The following is a 16,100-nucleotide window of genomic DNA, read 5'->3' as shown; positions in this document are numbered from 1 at the left end:
CAGGAGCCGGTATGCCGGCAGCGACGGCGCACCCGCCAGCCGCGGACCTGGTAAAGGGCCGGTACCGCCGCGAGAATATTGCGCCACTTATGGGTCCAGGATCAGTGGAGCCTACGCCGAAGCGCCTCCTTGACGGATCTCTTCCAACCTTCGCAGGTGTGGCTTGGTAAAGCGACGGCGGTAGTAGACACTTGCCAGCAGGGAGGACCAATATTTCCTTCTCAATCCGATGAGGCCAAGGATAATCTTCCGGGCACGGACGGATTTTGTAGCCGCCGTCGCCGCAGGAACATTCGATCCCGACATGATTCTATAGGAATTGAAAACCTCCGCAAAAGGGACGCGCTTGTAGCGCCAGGGCTTAGCCGATCCAGCATAGTGGATCACCTTGGGAAGCCGCCGTTCGCTCTGGACGTACCGCTCTGAAAAGAAGTTCCATTCCCTGGCCAGGTAATGAACTCGCCCGCGCGATACCGAATTTAAGACCGTCTGGTCCAGGTACCGCGAGCTTACGGTTTCCTTGGCTTTTGCAAAGATCCTATCCGCAATGCCTTCCCTGCGCCATGCGTCGAGGTTGATAGCCAAAACGCCCGAGTTGATGTATTCGTCCCGAACCAAGCCTACGTCATCAAGCTCTTCCTGCTCCACGAAACCGTCGACCACGCCGGCGACCAAATTGTCGCCCAAGTCCACCGACCAGAGGTCGCGGAGATCTGACACCACGAGCGTATCCGCATCCAGGTAGATGGCCTTGTCGCAGTCGGGCAAGATCTCGGGAATGAGAAGCCGGGCATATGCAGCAGCCGTCAGTTTTCCTCTCGTGGGCAGATTAGAAATCCGGTCGCAGTCTGCTTGGACCAGCTCACAATCAATTCCATTTCTTTCACAAAAGCGACGAAATTCTGCCGCGCTGGCGAGCCCTATCCCTGCATCGATGACGAAGAATTTCGCCGTACGATTATGCAGCCAAGCTGAATAGACGAGTACAAAAAGCCCGGGAACAAAATTATCGTCGCTTGCAGTAACGATTATCATAACGGTGCCCCTTCCAGAATGCGGCCAGCTAGACCCATCTGCAGTGGATAGATCGCCGCAGTACTCACGGCCAAAGGCACCGCGTCGGCAACTTTTCCCCTCACGTGGTTCATCATCGAGCTTATTTCTGCAAACACACGATCCGGTTTGATGTCGAATTTGCAGCGGACCCCGATCGGGCATCTGCGAACTTGATCCAAACCGCATCCACGGCATTCGATCGAGCTCATAAGCATGCTAACCAGCGGGCCTTGGAACCCCCAAATTTCCGGCAGGTGTGATGCGGTGAAAATGCCTACAGTTGGGCGGCCAAGTTGAGCGGCGACGTGCCCTGTGCCCGAGTTGTTCGAAACAACCAACGATGCCGACTTTATGAGTTGATTGAACTCTAGCTCCGGGAGGTCGACGGCAGTGCTAACCAAGGCGGCCCCAAGATCATTGGCGATTTTCACGACGTTCTCGAGCGCTGCCTGACTTTCGCTCCGGCCGATGACGACTACTTCGCTACGCTCAGCGAGCGCAGCCACGAGTTGCCCAAAATACTCAATGGGCCAATCCCGCAGGTTGGAGTTCGAGAAGGGAGCCACTACAACAGGGGCTCCTTTTGTCGCCGCATTCTGGTGATTGTGCGCATCGTTCTCGTTGTCGAAATAGGCGGCGGCCTTTGCCACCAGAAAGGAAAGTATTTCTGTTACATGCTGAAGGCGCACTTGATTGCGATCAGTGAACCAATCAAAGAACCTCCGAGGTATTCTGTCAGCAATTCCTATCCTCTGGGCGAACTTGTAGAAGACGTTTCTGCGTAACTTCAAATTGAATGGCGCGATCGCAATGTCGATGCCATCCACGCGGTATTGGTCCACGATCGCCGCCCGATGTCTTGCCGGAACTGCGAGCAAGACTGGCCTTGTTTCATCAGGAACCCGCATATCTATGGCGAGGTCAAATTCGCCAAGCAGCAAAGGTTTGATGCTGGCAGCTTCCTCACGCCCTTTGTCGAGCGACGGATTGCGAGAGAAGAAATCGAAAGCAATGTAGTCGTCGGCGAGGCGGAACTCCTTCGCGGTCTCGATATTCCAGCTTCCGACGACAAGCGTGATGTGGGCGTGAGAAAACCGCCGGCGCAATTCTTTCAATGGGCCCATCGCCATCCAGAAGTCGCCTACATGATCTAGCTTGAGAGCAAGGATCCTCAGTTGTCGGGAGTTTGAGTGTTTTTCCGCTTCCCAACTTCGGTATGTGACCTGACCATCGCTGCGTTTAGTAAAGTACCCCATGGTGTATTACGCCCCATCTGTTCCTGGAAAGGATGGGCAGCGAAGTCGATGGCACTGGCAACCGGCTGGCGCCACCGTACGAATATCGGCCAATACATGATTCCACCCCCGAGCCTATGTGGCGACGTTAGGAGGTCACGTCTCGATCCAAGCCGCGGACTGATCTTGGGCCAGGGTGCTGCTCAACTTAGGCGCAGCGTTGCGATCAGCTGGACATCGGCCTTCGAAATAGTGGAGTTTGCATCACATTTGACGAAGCGGCCGCATAATGGGGCTGAGTTCCTGCGGACGTCACGACTATCCGACGACCGATGGTTGGGCGCCGCCCTATTCCATCTACGGGCGAACAGGCGCACTCGAACCGCTCTATGTCGAGCGTGCCAAAAGGCCGATTTGGCAATCTTCCCTCGCGGGCCATCGCTTTTAGACGAAGGTCGGTTCAGCACCCTCAGGGCCGTTTACGGCCATCTAGTTTTGGCCTGTTGGCGGATTGGCCCCGATCGGGCCAGATACTCGAAGAACTGCCGATCTGCTCGCGGTCCGACTCAAAGCATCACATGACTTCGCCAAGGGTCTGCACTTCGGGCGCAACGGACTCCAATCCGCGCGCCAGCCCTTCACCCCTTCCTCTTCTCCACCTCGGCCTTGCGCAGCAGAAACCGCTGGATCTTGCCGCTCGGTGTCTTCGGCAGCTCCGTCACGAAGTCGATCTCGCGCGGATAGGCGTGGGCTGAGAGGCGTTTTTTGACATGTTGCGCCAGTTCCTCGGCGAGCTCCGGGCTGCCTTGGTAGGCGGGGGCCAGGATGACGAAGGCCTTGACGATCTCGGTGCGCTGCGGGTCAGGTACGCCGACCACCGCCGCCTCGGTGACCGCAGGGTGTTCGATCAGCGCGCTTTCGACGTCGAAGGGGCCGATGCGGTAGCCGGATGAGGTGATGACGTCGTCGGCGCGGCCGATGAAGGACACCGAGCCGTCCGGCTCGTATTCCACCGTGTCGCCGGTGCGGTAGTAGCCGCCTGAAATGGCCGGTGTCTCCGCCTGGTGGTAGCCGGCGAACCAGCGCAGCGGCGAATTGGCGATGTCGACGGCGAGGATACCGGGCTGGTTGGGGCCAAGCTCGTTGCCGGCCTCGTCCAGTACCACCATGCGGTAGCCCGGCATGGCGAAGCCGGCGGAGCCCGCGCGCACGGGATGCGCGAGGCCATGGTGGTTGTTGACCATCATGCCGTTCTCGGTCTGGCCGTAGTGGTCGTGGATGGGGGCGGCGAGATGGGCGTCGAACCAGCGGATCACTTCCGGGTTGAGCGGCTCGCCGGCGCTGCTCACCACGCGCAGCCGGCCTTTTACACGCGCGGCGGCATCGGGACCTTCGGCGAGCAGCAGGCGGAAGGCTGTGGGCGAGCCGGCTAGGCTGGTGACGCCGAGCCGCTCGATGACGTCATAGGTGCTCCTGGCGGTGAAGGCGCCCTCGTTGAAGGTGGTGGCGATACCGAGCAGCAGGGGCCCCGTGATGGCGTAATAGAGGCCGTAGGCCCAGCCCGGATCGGCGATGTTCCAGAAGACGTCGTCGGCGCGCAGGCCGATCGCGTCGCGCATATAGGTGCCGAAGGCCATGAGCGCGCTGAGCGGCACCGGCACGCCCTTGGGCAGGCCGGTGGTGCCCGAGGTCGACATCATCATGAACAGGTCTTCGCCCTTGCGCATCACCGGATCGCAGTCGGGGGAGGCGGCGGCAAGGGCGGCGCGGAAATCGATGTCGCCCGGGGGCAGGGCCTCGCCCGCACCGAGGATGGTGGCGATTCGCGGAGGGTTTTCGACCTCGTCGAGCTTGCCGCGATTGGCGGGATTGGTCACCACCAGCTTAGCCGCGCTGTAGCCGAGGCGATGCTCGATGGCCTTCGGGCCGAAGGCGGTGAACAGCGGCTGGTAGACGGCGCCGATGCGCCAGGCGCCGAGGATCAGCGCCACCAGTTCGGGAATGCGCGGCAGCATGCCGGACACGACATCGCCGGGACCGACGCCCAGCCCCTTCAGCAGATTGCCGACACGGCCGGACATGTCGTCGAGATCGTCGAAGGTGAATTCGCTGAGTTGGCCGCCGGCCGAGATGGCGCGCAGCGCCAGGCGGTTCGCGCCAGTGTGCCGGCCGCAGCATTCGACATAGGCGTTGATGCCGGTCGCAGGGTCGCCCTGCAGTCTGGCAACCTCATCCTCGATACGAAAGCCCGCAACGGCATCGTCATAGCGCGGCAGGCCGGTCTGTGTCGTGGTCATGAAAATCCTCCCTGGCGGTGCGCCATCTCCCCATGGCGCGCTGTCGCGGCGACATTGACACCAGATGGCGCCGATGGGCAACGGCGAGTGCCTGTTCCCCGGTGTTGACGCAATTCCGGGCGGAAAACCGCTACATAGTTTTCCTGGAATGGCTCTTACAGGTTCGCCTCGGCGAAGATGCGTGCCGCCCAGTCGAGAAAGACGCGCAGGCGCGGCGAGAGCTGGCGGTTCTGTGGGTAGAGCGCCGACAGTGGTGTCGGCGAGGGCGGGTACTCGGCCAGCACCTCGACCAGCGTGCCATTCGCCAACATCAAGATGCCGCAGGCGGCCCTCTCCAAGGCGCAGAAGGAAGACCTCATCCATCGCACGACAGCCATGTTCGTCGACTTTTTCGGCGAAGGCGTGCGGCCCTACACGATTGTGCTGGTGGAGGAAGTTGCCGACGGCGGCTATGGCCGCGCCGACGAGGTGTTCGTCGTGCTGGAAGCTTTTCGCGCCAAGGAATAGGCCACAAACGGGATACCCGTCATATGACGACTGGTCGCCACGCACCCCACGGTTCACTCTGTCCGCGGGGCGACATGTATTAGCGGCGTGGGCCGGGTGGGCAGCTCTTCTGTCCACCTGTCTCGCTTCAGCCTGGCGTTTCAGAACTGGCCGACGAACAGTGGCTACGCGCTTTTGTCACGCCGGCAGGTTCATCTGTTTTCGAAGGCTTTTGTCGAACGCGTTCGCGGGAACAAACCGTCGCAGCAGGTACAGGCGGCGCGCCTGCTTGCTGGCGGGATAACGCAGCCTCGGCGATGTCGCAGTGGCTGCGGTGACGACCGCCTGGCCGACGATCTCGGGAGCATCGCCGGCTTCGATGGCATGGTTCCAGACTGCGGTTGCCGTTGCCCGCGCCTGATCATAGATACTCATCATCCTGTCCGGCTTCGTCGCATTGTGGTCGAGAGCCGTGCGGGTGAACGCGGGTTCGACCAGCAGGACGCGAATGCCGAAGGGGCGGACCTCATGATCCAGTGATTCGGAATAACCCTCGACTGCATGTTTCGTGGATGTATAGAGCGCGCTGAACGGACTGGGGACGAAGCCGACGACCGAGCTGATGTTGATGATGCGGCCGCTGCCCTGGCGCCGCATGATCGGCAGCACCTCGTTTGTGACACGGATGAGGCCGAAGACGTTGACGTCGAAAAGGGCTTTTGCCTGTTCGACGGACGATTCTTCCGCACCCGCGATCAGGGCATTGCCAGCATTGTTGACGAGCAGGTCTATGCGCCCGGCCTGACTTATGACCTCCGACACCATGCGTGCGACGGACTCCGCATCGGTTACATCGCAGCTCAGCATGGTGATCCCGGCTTGCGACCCGGTTGCGGCTTTCCGGCTCGTGCCGAAGACGCGGTAGCCTGCCGACAGAAGGGCCTTGGCGGTCGCAAGGCCGATGCCACCCGCTGCCCCAGTGACGACGACGACGCCGCGATTTTTGGTGTTCATTTCAATATCCTTCGAGATGCATGATGATGGCGCCTGTGCTGACGGACTTGTCAGCCGCGTACGCTCAGATGAAGCATGGGGTGATGTTCGTAATGGCCGGCGCCATTCCTCACGATGGGGTCTTGCGAGGTTATCGCCTGGATGTCCTGGTCGTCGGCGATCCGGTAGAGCGACAGGCCATAGCCGCCGCCTGGATCCATCACCGGACCATGGGCGACGATCAGTCCGCGGTCGAGCAACTCGTCTAGAAAGGCACCGTGCTGCTTCATCCATTCCCGCTCGTCGCCGGTCATGGTCGCGAGAAAGTCGGCACGGGGCGGGATGTACTTGCACAGATAGAATTTCATTTGGGACTCCAGCGGCGCGATGACCGGCCGTCACCTCACTTTTCGGTGGAACGGCCTCGCGGGATCTGATACTATCAAATTAGTAGTAAGTCACTATCAAAATGGTATCGACGTGAAGAATCTTTCCAATCAGCCCTGTTTGATCGCTCGCAGCCTCGGCTCGGTGGGCGACACGTGGAGCATGCTGATCATGCGCGACGCCCATGCGGGGCTCAGCCGTTTCGACGAATTTCGCAAGAACCTCGGCATCGCCCCTACGATGCTGACCAGCCGGCTGGCAGCCCTGACGGAAGAAGGACTGCTGGAGAAACGGCGATATTCAGAGCGGCCGCCACGCGATGAATATGTGTTGACCCAGGCCGGTCAGGATTTGCTTCCCGTGCTGTTTTCGCTCGCCGCTTGGGGGGCAAAGCACCGCGGCGGTGGCAATTTCACCCGGTTCTTCGACGCCGAGACAGGAACCGAAATCGACCCGGTCAGCATCGATCGCGGGACCGGAGCGCCGATCGGCAGCCGTCCCATCCAGATCGTGATGCCCAAGCTGCCTGACGACCCGTCGGGCTGACTGGTTGCGCAGCCTCCGCTCTGGAGCGGACGGCGATATCTCGCCCGACCGGAGGGGGAATTTAGGTGGGCGTTCGCCGCATCACCCGCTCTTCTTCGCCCGCCCAGTCGGTCGCGATCTCGGCGAACAGCCAGTCACGGAAGGCCCTGACCTTTTTCTGGCGCAGCGCGCCTTCGGGATAGACGACGTAGTAGCTGGCCGCTGATTTCAGCGCGAGGTCGAAGGGCCTGACCAGCCGCCCGGCCGCGAGGTCGGCCGAGACCAGCGCGCTGCGGCCGAGCAGCACGCCTTCGCCGTGTACGGCGGCCTCGACGGCGAAGGTGGCGGAATCGAAGCGCACGCCGCGTTTGGGGTCGATGCCTTCGACGCCGGCCTGTTCAAGCCATGTCGCCCAGTCGATGCGAAAGGCATCGTGGATCAGCTTGTGATGCCTCAAATCCTCGGGTAGGCGCAACGGATGCTCGCCTTGCAGGAGCTCCGGGCTGCAGACAGGGAAGACCTCCTCGTCGGCGAGGAATTCCGCCGTCACTCCGCTATAGCCGCCGCGCCCGTAGCGGATGGATATGTCGATACCGTCGCTGACGAAATCGGCCAGCACGCCCGAGGTCGCCAGCCGCACGTCGATGTCGGGATTGGCGCGATGAAAGCGATGCAGCCTCGGCACCAGCCAGCGGCCGGCGAAGCCGTCCGACGTGCTGACGTTGAGGATGCGCGTCGAGCGGTCGGGCGTTGCGGCGATGGTGGCGGCGGCGATCTGGTCGAGCGCCTTGCCGACCTCCGCCGCATAGGCCGCGCCGACAGCGGTGAGGCGCACGGAGCGTGTGCCGCGATCGAAGAGCTGGATGCCCAGCCTGTCCTCGATGTTGCGGATGGCCCGGCTGACGGCGCCATGGGTGACGTTGAGCTCCTCCGCGGCCTTGGAGAAACTCAGATGCCTGGCCGCCGCGTCGAAGGCGGGCAAAGCGGTGAGGGGCGGCAATCTGCGCGGCATGGGTTCGATCTGTGAGCGTTGCTCACAAATCCTGCACAAAGAGTCGTTTGTCGTCCAGCCCATAACGGCCCAATATTCAGGCGTACCAAGCATCCATACCGGGCTTTCGGTTCATCGATGCGCTGAATTGACCAGACAAGTGTGAGCAATCGTCATGCTCGCCCCGCTCGGGCGACATCGGCAGGCTCGCGCCCAGTGAGACACAGGAGACGGATTATGAGCTTGACCCTTCGACCCATCGGCGCCGCGATGAGCGGCCTTGCCCTGCGAAGCGCGGCAGCGTTCGAGCGCCGCCGCACGCTGCGCCAGATCTCCCGGCTTTCCGATCGCCGTTTGCATGACATCGGCCTCGAACGCGACTGGGACGGCTCCATTCTTGCTAAAGGAATTCTGGGCAACGGGAGGACGATATGACCAGCACATTGATCATCGGCGCGACCGGGCTTCTCGGCAGCGAGATGGCGAAGGCCAGCGCCCGCAATGGCGACAGCCTGCACGTCCTCGTCCGGCCGGCCACATCAGTCAATGAAGCGCGGATGCGCCCTCTGATGGAATTGGGCGCCACGGTGCATGTCGGCGATCTCGACGATTATGACAGCCTCGTTCGCGCCGTCGGCAACGTCGATCGCGTCATCAGCTCGGTGCATGTCGGGTCGGCCAACGAGATGACGCTGGTGCGCGCCGTCAGGGATGCCCGCGTCTCCCGCTATGTGCCGTCGACCGGCTTTGGCCTCGACTTTGCCGCAGCGGCACGCGGCTCGATCGAACCGCTCGACATCAAGCGGGCCGTCTTCGACGCGGTCCGGGAGGCCGACCTGCCTTATACCGTGATCTACACCAACGGCTTCTTCTCGACCTGGGTGGCGACGCTGGGCGACCTGACGCGCTTCGGTTCGTCGCCGCTGCCGCCGGACGAGGTGACGCTCTATGGCGACGGCAGTGTTCCGGCGACGTTTGTCAGCGAGCAGGATATCGCGGCGGTCACCTTGCGCGCGCTGGAGGATCCCAACGCCGTTCGCAGCGAAATTCGCATCGCGCAGAACAAGATCACGCAGAGCGCGATGATCGACCTGTGGCGGCAAGTGAGCGGCCGCTCGCCGCGCGTCAAGCAGATGAGCGCCGATGAGCTTGAGGCTCTGATCGCGGCGGTTCCCGGCTTGGGATTGCTGCGGGCATTCTGGATCCGCGGCGAGACCGCGCTCGAGACCGCCAGGCCGGAAGTCGGGACGCTTTATCCGGAGCTGAGGTTTGAAAGCATTGAGAGCGCTTTTGTGGCGATGGCGGGCGCGGGTGGGCGGAGGTTGTGATTAGGGTTCTTGGCAGAGGCTGGCACTCTACGATACCGCCCTCTGTCCTGCCGGACATCTCCCCCTCAAGTGAGGAGATTGGCAGCTCGGGCGCCGGCGTTCCCCTTGTAACCTTGAAGATTTTCGAAGGCCGTCGCAACATCCAATCTCCCCCCTTGAGGGGGAGATGTCCGGCAGGACAGAGGGGCGCCATAGGGCGCGGCGGATGTCGTTGGCCTCCTGTGATGGTTGACCCGACAGCCCATCCGGCCGATAGGTCCGGGCGAACAGCCCGAGACCTGCCAATGCCAAACCTCAAAGATGCAACCCGCGCCGCCGACACCGCCTGGCAGGACGATGTCCGCGCAGGCGTGCGCCATGTGCGCGACCTCGCCTCCTTGCCACTCTCGCCGGCCGAGCGCGAAGCCGCGCAAGCCGCCGCCACGCTGCACAAGGTGCGCGCGCCAAAAAGCTATCTCGACCTGATCGACTGGAACGATCCGGCCGATCCGATCCGGGCGCAGGTGATCCCGTCGCCTGGGGAACTGGAGGAGGCGGAGGGCGAGCTTGGCGATCCGATCGCCGATCACGAATTCAGCCCGGTGCCGCGATTGACGCATCGCCATGCCGACCGGGTGCTTCTGTTCCCGACCTATCAATGCGCGATCTATTGCCGGTTCTGCTTCCGCAAGGAATCGCTGACATCGATCGGCCGGGGCTATACGCGCGAGGCGCTGGAGCCGGCGCTAGCCTATATCGCGGATCATCCCGAAATCCGCGAGGTGATCCTGACCGGCGGCGATCCGCTGTCGCTGCCCGACGCAGCGCTCGCCGAAATCCGCGCCCGCATCGAGACTATCCCCCATGTGCGGCTCTTGCGCATCCACACGCGTGTGCCGGTGGCGCTGCCGTCGCGCATCACGCAAGGGCTGGTCGCGGCGCTACAGGGCCGGCTGATGGTGACGGTGGTCACCCACTTCAACCACGCGCGCGAGATCACCGATGCCACCGAAGCAGCTTGCCGCGCCTTGCGGCAGGCGGGCTTCGTGCTGCTCAACCAGAGCGTTCTGCTGAAAGGCGTCAACGACACGGTCGAGGTGCTGGAAGAACTGTGCCGCGAGCTGATGTACCGGCTGGGGATAAAACCTTATTACCTGCACCATGGCGACCTCGCGCGCGGCATGGCGCATCGCCGCACGACCATCGCGCAAGGCCAGGCGCTGGCCGAAGCGCTGCGGTCCAGCCTGTCGGGCATCTGCAATCCGGTCTATGTGCTGGAGCTGCCGGAAGGGGGAGGGAAGGTGCCGCTCGGACCATGCCATGTCGAGGGACAGGACGGGCAGAGCTGGCGGATACGCGGGCTGGACGGGCAGGTGAGGACCTATCGGGAGATAGTTGGCGAATAGGGGTTATTCCCCGACAAACCCCAGCACGACCACGCGCGGGGCGATGCAGTATGCGAGGCTGACCTTGCGCCCCATGCTCGTCGTCGCGTGGCCGGTTTCGAGGTCCACGGCGATGTTCTCATAGCCCAGCACCTCGCGATCCAGCGGATAGGCAGCCTTGTAGACCGCTTCCTTGGCGGCAAAGAGGATGCGGCCTGCAAGCTGCCGGTCGGCTGCACCCATGCGGTCGGCGGGAATGGCTACGAGGGAGAAAATGTCATCGGGCAGCGGCAGCGCTGGCTCGACATCGATGCCCAGCGAGCCGATGCCGGCAACATTCACGACCGCCGCCACGGCCATGTCGTCGTCATGCGCGAGCGAGCCCGTCATCCCCTCGGGCCAGGCCGGTGCACCGGACGGCGTGCGCAAGAGGGCGAAACCGTCGAAACCGGCATCCGCCAGCAGCCGGTGCGCGATCCAGCGCGCCGCGCCACTGGCCCGCCGCATGGCCGGCCGGCGGGCGGGGATGGAGAGTGCCTCCGCCGGCAACAGATGGGCCTCGTCGCCGTCGCGGATGATCCGGCAACCGGTGCGGACCCCCGCCGGGGCCATGGCCGCCATGGCGCGCGCCAGGGCGATTTCCTCCGACGGATCGGCTGATGGCGTCATCGGTCGCCGGCCGGGAGGACGAGATCGGCGATCATTTCGCCGTCCTCGTCGAGACCTTCTTCGACGAAACCGGCGCTACGATAGAGCCGCCGCGCCGCTTCGTTCTCCGGCTCGTAGCAGATCGACACGTGCCTGATGTGGCCGAGCCCGCCGATTTCCTCCAGCACCTTATGCAACGCGGCCTTGCCATATCCCCGGCCCTGCCAGGCGCGGTCGATCATGAAGCGGTAGATGCGCGCCTCATCGTCGTCCCGCGGCGCCTCGTACATCAGGAATCCGACAAGCTGGTCCCCGACCAACACGGCGCGCGGCCGCGCGTCCCGATCGGATCCGGCTTCACGCAGGGAGTCCGCGTTGCTGGCAACGAAATCCATCTGCTCCGGGGCCAGTTGCAGGGCCGTGACCAGGGCTCGATTGGCCTTGGTCACGGGAGCGATACGGATGTCCATGGTGCTTCCGGATCGCTCTGCCATCTGGCCTCCGATGATATCGGGCTCAAGCGTCAGGACGACGCCCTGGAGCAGTCTTCCATGATCGGCTCGACGAACCGATGCAGCTTGGCCGGGTTGCCGCGCCAGATGGAGTTGGGCTCGAGTTCCTCGCCCTTCATCACGAAGGAATCGGCATCGACCATCGATCCCTTGCCCATCACCACGCCGTAATGGACAAAGGCGGACGGCCCCAGCGTGCAGCCATCGCCGATGCGGATGAAGTCGGACTTGAACGCGCCTTCCTCCAGCGAGTGGGCCTGGATGACGCAGCCTTCGTTGAGCGTGGCGTCGTCGCCGATCACCACCAGCGAACGCTCGGTCAGGTTGGCCCCGCCGTCATACACACGCTTGCCCACCTTGACACCCAGCATGCGCAGGATCATCGGCCGGAACGGCGTGCCGGCGAACAGGCGCACGATGGGCGAATCCGCGAGCTTCCAGTGGCGCTCATGGCGCCAGAAGGTGACGTCGTAGATCGTCGTTATCCGAGGCTTCAGCTTGCGAAAACCAAGGCTTGCCCGCTCGACGAAGATGTAGAACGGAATGGTGATCGCCGAGGTCAAGAGCACCGCCGCGAAGAGGGCGATTTCCGCCCATTCGGTGTAGTAGTTCAGCGCCCGGTCCCAGATCGCCAGCGTGGCGAACAGCATGACCCATTGCGTCGCCATGAACAGGAGGATCGTCACCAGATTGTGGAGATTCTTGAGCGGGATACGCTTGCGCCGGTCTTCCTCGTCGATGCCGGCGATGAGTTCCTTGTCGCGGTTCACCATGCGCGGGATTTCAAAGGGCGGCGAGCCCAGAAGGCCGACATTCTCGCGCAACGGTCCGTCGATGGGCACCATCACCTTGGTGCCGAGCAGGACGTTGTCGCCCGTGCGTCCATCCGGCGGATAGTAGATGTTGTTGCCGAGATAGTTGCGCTCGCCGATCCGCGTCGGCTCAAGCCGGAACGCGGAAGCGGACTTGTGCATGTTGATCATGAAAAGCCCGTCCGACACCATGGTCTGGGTGCCGATCTCGCACAGCAGCGGGTTTTCGTGCTGCTGGTTGGAGCCGAAATTGGAGCCGGTCTGCACCACCTTGTTGAGGTTCCAGCCGATGGCGCTCATATAATGGACGATGGCCGAGCTGTCGCCGAACAGCAGCCCAAGCACGCGCGAGTTGCTCGAGAACTCGGCAACCGTCTGCAGCCAGTAGCGGAAGCCGTAAAGCGTGTAGGTGCGGCCGGGTTTCAGGATCAGGCTGAACAGGCGCGGTACCACCGTGGCGGCGAAAAAGGCCACGGCGATGTAGCCGAAAAACGTGACCGTGGTGCCGATCGCCACAAGGCCGATCGTCTCCTGATAGTCGTCGCCGACATTCTCCCAATAGCTGTGGAACAAAAGCGGCAGCGGGGTGACGATCGCAAACAGCCCTATCAGTTGCACGGCCTCGTAGAGGAAGCGTCGGATGCGGGGAGGGTTGACGTTGCGCACCTTGCAATAGTCCGCCGTGGTCGGCACCGCCGGCGATCCATGCCAGTGTTCGCCGTCGGGGATGCTTTGCCCGCGCTGCAGCGAGGAGGAATGGCCGAGTTGGCCGCCGTCGCCGATCGCGGTGTCGATGTCGAGCGTGCAGCCGACGCCGACGAATGCGTCGCGGCCGATGGTCAGCGGCCCGGTGTGGATATAGCCGGCCTGGGCGCGGTAGCCGAGGATCAGCGATTCCTTGCGCAGGATCGTTCGGTCGCCGATCGAAATCAGGTCCGTGCACACGGGCACTGCGCGGGATTCGATGACGACGTTCTTCCCGATCCTGGTTCCAAGGAGCTGCAGGTACAGGCTGTAGAGCGGGCTTCCGCGGAACAGGACGACGGGTGCGGAGCGGATCAGGGTCTTGACGACCCAGAAGCGATAGTAGCGCAGGCCCCAGATCGGGAAGGCTTCCGCCTTCCAGCGGCCGACCAGCACCCATTTGGCGAGAACGGCAAAGCCCGACATGCCGAAGAACACACCGGCGGAGAGCACCACGCACCTGACATAAAGCTGAAGCGGATCGTCGAGCGTGTCATAGACCCAGTTGAGGCCGCCGTTGATCGCCCACAAGGCCACGTAGCTGTAAAGCGCGTAAAACAGCAGCTGCGCCGCGCCGCAGGTCCAGTAGACGATATTGGACGCCTGGCGGGTGAGAACGGGCTCGTTGGTGGCCGTCATCATCTCTTCCGCCACGCTCAGGTGCTTGGCCAGGCGCGCAACGGTCGGATAGAGATAGATGTCGCGCATCGACGTCGTCGCCCATTCCTTGCGGGTGCGGACGCGGGCGCAGAAATGCGCCATGAGCAGCGAGTTGGCGCCGAGATCGTCGAAGAAATTGTCCTCGACGGACACGTCGTCGAATTTCAGCACGGCGCATAGGGCTTCAGCCAGGAAACGCTCGTCGTCATTGCCGGGCGCCACCATGGCGCGGTCGGCCGAAAGCCTGACGCTGGTCGGCTTGGGCAGTTGGCGAAGGTCGACCTTGTTGGAGACCGTCATCGGGATCGCCGGCAGTTCCTCCAGATAGGAGGGCACCATGTAATCCGGCAGGCGTCGCTTCATCGTCTGGGCAATGTCGGCGCGCGAGAGCGCAGGCTGGCCGGCCTTGGGCGCATAATAGGCAACGAGCTCGACGCGGCCGGGCTCGATCTCCCAGGTGGTGACGGCGGCCTGCGCGATCTCGGGCTGGTCCAGCAGCACGGCCTCGATCTCGCCGAGTTCGATGCGATAGCCGCGGATCTTCACCTGGGTGTCGATGCGCCCGGCATACTCGATCTCGCCGGCGTCGTTGATCCGGCCAAGGTCGCCGGTGCGGTAGATGCGCTTCGACGGGTTGTTCGGCAGGTCGAGGAAATCGGCGATGAACTTCTGTTCGGTCAGGTCCGGTCGGTTGAGATAGCCGATGGCGAGGCCGATGCCGGCAATGCCGATCTCGCCCAGCTCACAAGGCTCGGCAAGCTGCGGCAGCGAAGGGTCGAGAATGACGATCGAATAGGTGGGCAGCGGCGCGCCGATCGTCACCGGCCGGTCCGGCGTCAGCGCACCCATGGTTGCGGTGACGGTCGCCTCGGTCGGGCCATAGGTGTTGAGGATCTGCCGGCCGGGCTTCGACCAGCGCACCACCAGATTGTGGGGACAGGCCTCGCCGCCGACCAGCAGCGTGCGCAGGCTTGATACCTCCGATGTCATGGACGACAGAAGCGTCGGGCTGCAGGCCATGCAGGTGATGTCGTGATGGCGCAGGAAATCGGCGAGCTCTTCGCCCACCAGAGGCATCTGGCCGGGTGCGGGCACGACGGTCGCGCCGGCGACGAACGGCACCCAGATCTCCTCGGAGGAAAAGTCGAAGGCAATGGTCATGCCCTGGTAGACGCGGTCGCCCGGCCGGTAGCCGTAGGATGCGGCGGCGACGCGGATGAAGTTGACGAAGCTCTGGTGGCGGATGGCCACGCCCTTGGGCCGGCCGGTCGTGCCCGACGTATAGAGGATATAGCAGATGTCTTCGATTGCGGCCGGCGCCTTGTGCGGCTTCAGCGGCGCGTCGGACTGGGCTGAGATCTCGGCGGCGGCACTGTCGATCAACAGATGCGGAACCGGCAACTGGCCGGCACGCGATGCGTAGGTGGCAATGGTGACGATCAGGCTGACGCTGGCGTCTTCGACGATGAGCGCCATGCGCTCTTCAGGAAAGGCTGTGGCCAGCGGCACGAAGGCGGCGCCCGCCTTCGCCACGGCGAGCAGGGCCACATAGGTTTCCGCGGACCGGTCGAGGATGAGCCCGACCCGGTGACCCGGCCGCACGCCACGCTTGACCAGCAGGCGGGCGAACTGGTTGGCGCGCTTGTCCAGCTCCTGATACGTCCAGGTGCGGCCTTCGGAAATCACCGCCGGCAGCGTGGCGAATGTTTCGGCGAGTTGCTCGAAGACCTTGTCGAGCCGCTCGTCCGGCTGACCTGCCCGGGCAAAGTCGGCACCCACCAGGATCTGGCTGCGCGCTACCGAGGCAAGTTCCGCAAGTGCATCGGCGCTGTCGGGTCTGGTCTCGGGCTCTCCGCCCGATCTTGCCGCTTCCCTGTCCAGTTCGGCGATATCGATACCGTGGTCCATTTCCAAACTTTCTCGTCCTGGCGAAGCCGTCACAGGCACATCTCGATCATGCCGCCGCTCGAGCAGGCATTATCGGCTGTGCCGCCGCTGCAATTTGATCGTGGTTGATGGAGGTGGAATGACCGAAGCGTCCAAAACGGAAGATTCCGGAATC

At 63.1% G+C, this 16,100-nt stretch carries 14 protein-coding genes and 1 pseudogene; 5 read left to right on the top strand and 10 right to left on the bottom strand.

The window, feature by feature from the left end; translation table 11 throughout:
• Positions 1 to 111: 111 nt before the first annotated feature.
• The 4 genes and pseudogenes from LB536_RS14160 to LB536_RS14145 all read right to left on the bottom strand — a co-directional run.
• Positions 112 to 1,035, bottom strand: coding sequence for a glycosyltransferase family 8 protein (locus tag LB536_RS14160; RefSeq protein WP_181178661.1), 924 nt, complete (start codon positions 1,033 to 1,035; stop codon positions 112 to 114).
• Complete coding sequence (locus LB536_RS14155; RefSeq protein WP_224593409.1) at positions 1,032 to 2,186, bottom strand: glycosyltransferase family 9 protein; 1,155 nt, start codon at positions 2,184 to 2,186, stop codon at positions 1,032 to 1,034. Before LB536_RS14155 ends, LB536_RS14160 begins: the two co-directional genes overlap by 4 nt.
• A 743-nt stretch (positions 2,187 to 2,929) precedes the next feature.
• Positions 2,930 to 4,588, bottom strand: coding sequence for an acyl-CoA synthetase (locus LB536_RS14150; RefSeq protein WP_224593408.1), 1,659 nt, complete (start codon positions 4,586 to 4,588; stop codon positions 2,930 to 2,932).
• 155 nt (positions 4,589 to 4,743) lie between these two features.
• A pseudogene (locus LB536_RS14145) lies at positions 4,744 to 4,896 on the bottom strand (LysR substrate-binding domain-containing protein); the annotation flags it as partial.
• Here LB536_RS14145 and LB536_RS14140 point away from each other — a divergent pair.
• Positions 4,883 to 5,095 carry a tautomerase family protein gene (locus tag LB536_RS14140; protein ID WP_224593406.1) on the top strand — a complete coding sequence of 71 codons (213 nt, stop codon included), beginning with the start codon at positions 4,883 to 4,885 and terminating at the stop codon, positions 5,093 to 5,095. The pseudogene LB536_RS14145 and the gene LB536_RS14140 sit on opposite strands and share 14 nt — an antisense overlap.
• A 177-nt stretch (positions 5,096 to 5,272) precedes the next feature.
• On the opposite strand, the gene LB536_RS14135 is transcribed toward LB536_RS14140, so the two are convergent.
• Positions 5,273 to 6,088 carry an oxidoreductase gene (locus LB536_RS14135; RefSeq protein WP_224593405.1) on the bottom strand — a complete coding sequence of 272 codons (816 nt, stop codon included), beginning with the start codon at positions 6,086 to 6,088 and terminating at the stop codon, positions 5,273 to 5,275.
• Between the two features lie 50 nt (positions 6,089 to 6,138).
• On the bottom strand, positions 6,139 to 6,435 hold the full coding sequence (locus LB536_RS14130) for a YciI family protein (RefSeq protein WP_027144273.1): 297 nt from the start codon (positions 6,433 to 6,435) through the stop codon (positions 6,139 to 6,141).
• A 112-nt stretch (positions 6,436 to 6,547) separates the two neighbouring features.
• On the opposite strand from LB536_RS14130, the gene LB536_RS14125 reads away from it, so the two are divergent.
• Positions 6,548 to 7,000: a winged helix-turn-helix transcriptional regulator gene (locus LB536_RS14125; RefSeq protein ID WP_224593525.1), complete on the top strand. Its 453-nt coding sequence runs from the start codon at positions 6,548 to 6,550 to the stop codon at positions 6,998 to 7,000.
• A gap of 61 nt (positions 7,001 to 7,061) precedes the next feature.
• On the opposite strand, the gene LB536_RS14120 is transcribed toward LB536_RS14125, so the two are convergent.
• Complete coding sequence (locus LB536_RS14120; RefSeq protein ID WP_224593403.1) at positions 7,062 to 7,991, bottom strand: transcriptional regulator GcvA; 930 nt, start codon at positions 7,989 to 7,991, stop codon at positions 7,062 to 7,064.
• A gap of 216 nt (positions 7,992 to 8,207) precedes the next feature.
• Here LB536_RS14120 and LB536_RS14115 point away from each other — a divergent pair, with 216 nt between their 5' ends.
• The 3 genes from LB536_RS14115 to LB536_RS14105 all read left to right on the top strand — a co-directional run bounded on the left by LB536_RS14115 (position 8,208) and on the right by LB536_RS14105 (position 10,683).
• Positions 8,208 to 8,405 carry a DUF1127 domain-containing protein gene (locus LB536_RS14115; protein ID WP_140759654.1) on the top strand — a complete coding sequence of 66 codons (198 nt, stop codon included), beginning with the start codon at positions 8,208 to 8,210 and terminating at the stop codon, positions 8,403 to 8,405.
• Positions 8,402 to 9,298: an NmrA family NAD(P)-binding protein gene (locus LB536_RS14110; RefSeq protein WP_224593401.1), complete on the top strand. Its 897-nt coding sequence runs from the start codon at positions 8,402 to 8,404 to the stop codon at positions 9,296 to 9,298. Before LB536_RS14115 ends, LB536_RS14110 begins: the two co-directional genes overlap by 4 nt.
• Positions 9,299 to 9,582: 284 nt before the next feature.
• The gene (locus LB536_RS14105) at positions 9,583 to 10,683 is read left to right on the top strand and encodes a KamA family radical SAM protein (protein WP_224593399.1); all 1,101 of its coding nucleotides are present in this window, start codon (positions 9,583 to 9,585) and stop codon (positions 10,681 to 10,683) included.
• A 3-nt stretch (positions 10,684 to 10,686) separates the two neighbouring features.
• Here the strand turns inward: LB536_RS14105 and LB536_RS14100 are convergent, their stop codons facing one another.
• From LB536_RS14100 to LB536_RS14090, 3 genes are read right to left on the bottom strand one after another with little or no spacing between them, the layout of a single operon-like run.
• Positions 10,687 to 11,331, bottom strand: a complete 645-nt coding sequence (locus tag LB536_RS14100) for a 4'-phosphopantetheinyl transferase (RefSeq protein WP_224593397.1) — start codon at positions 11,329 to 11,331, stop codon at positions 10,687 to 10,689.
• Positions 11,328 to 11,780: a GNAT family N-acetyltransferase gene (locus LB536_RS14095; RefSeq protein ID WP_411966547.1), complete on the bottom strand. Its 453-nt coding sequence runs from the start codon at positions 11,778 to 11,780 to the stop codon at positions 11,328 to 11,330. Before LB536_RS14095 ends, LB536_RS14100 begins: the two co-directional genes overlap by 4 nt.
• A 53-nt stretch (positions 11,781 to 11,833) precedes the next feature.
• Positions 11,834 to 15,946, bottom strand: a complete 4,113-nt coding sequence (locus LB536_RS14090; RefSeq protein ID WP_224593393.1) for a Pls/PosA family non-ribosomal peptide synthetase — start codon at positions 15,944 to 15,946, stop codon at positions 11,834 to 11,836.
• Between the last annotated feature and the right edge of the window lie 154 nt (positions 15,947 to 16,100).

The sequence above is a fragment of the Mesorhizobium sp. ES1-3 genome (assembly GCF_020164795.1).
GTDB lineage: Bacteria > Pseudomonadota > Alphaproteobacteria > Rhizobiales > Rhizobiaceae > Mesorhizobium.
This window is presented reverse-complemented; position numbering and strand designations above follow the sequence as displayed.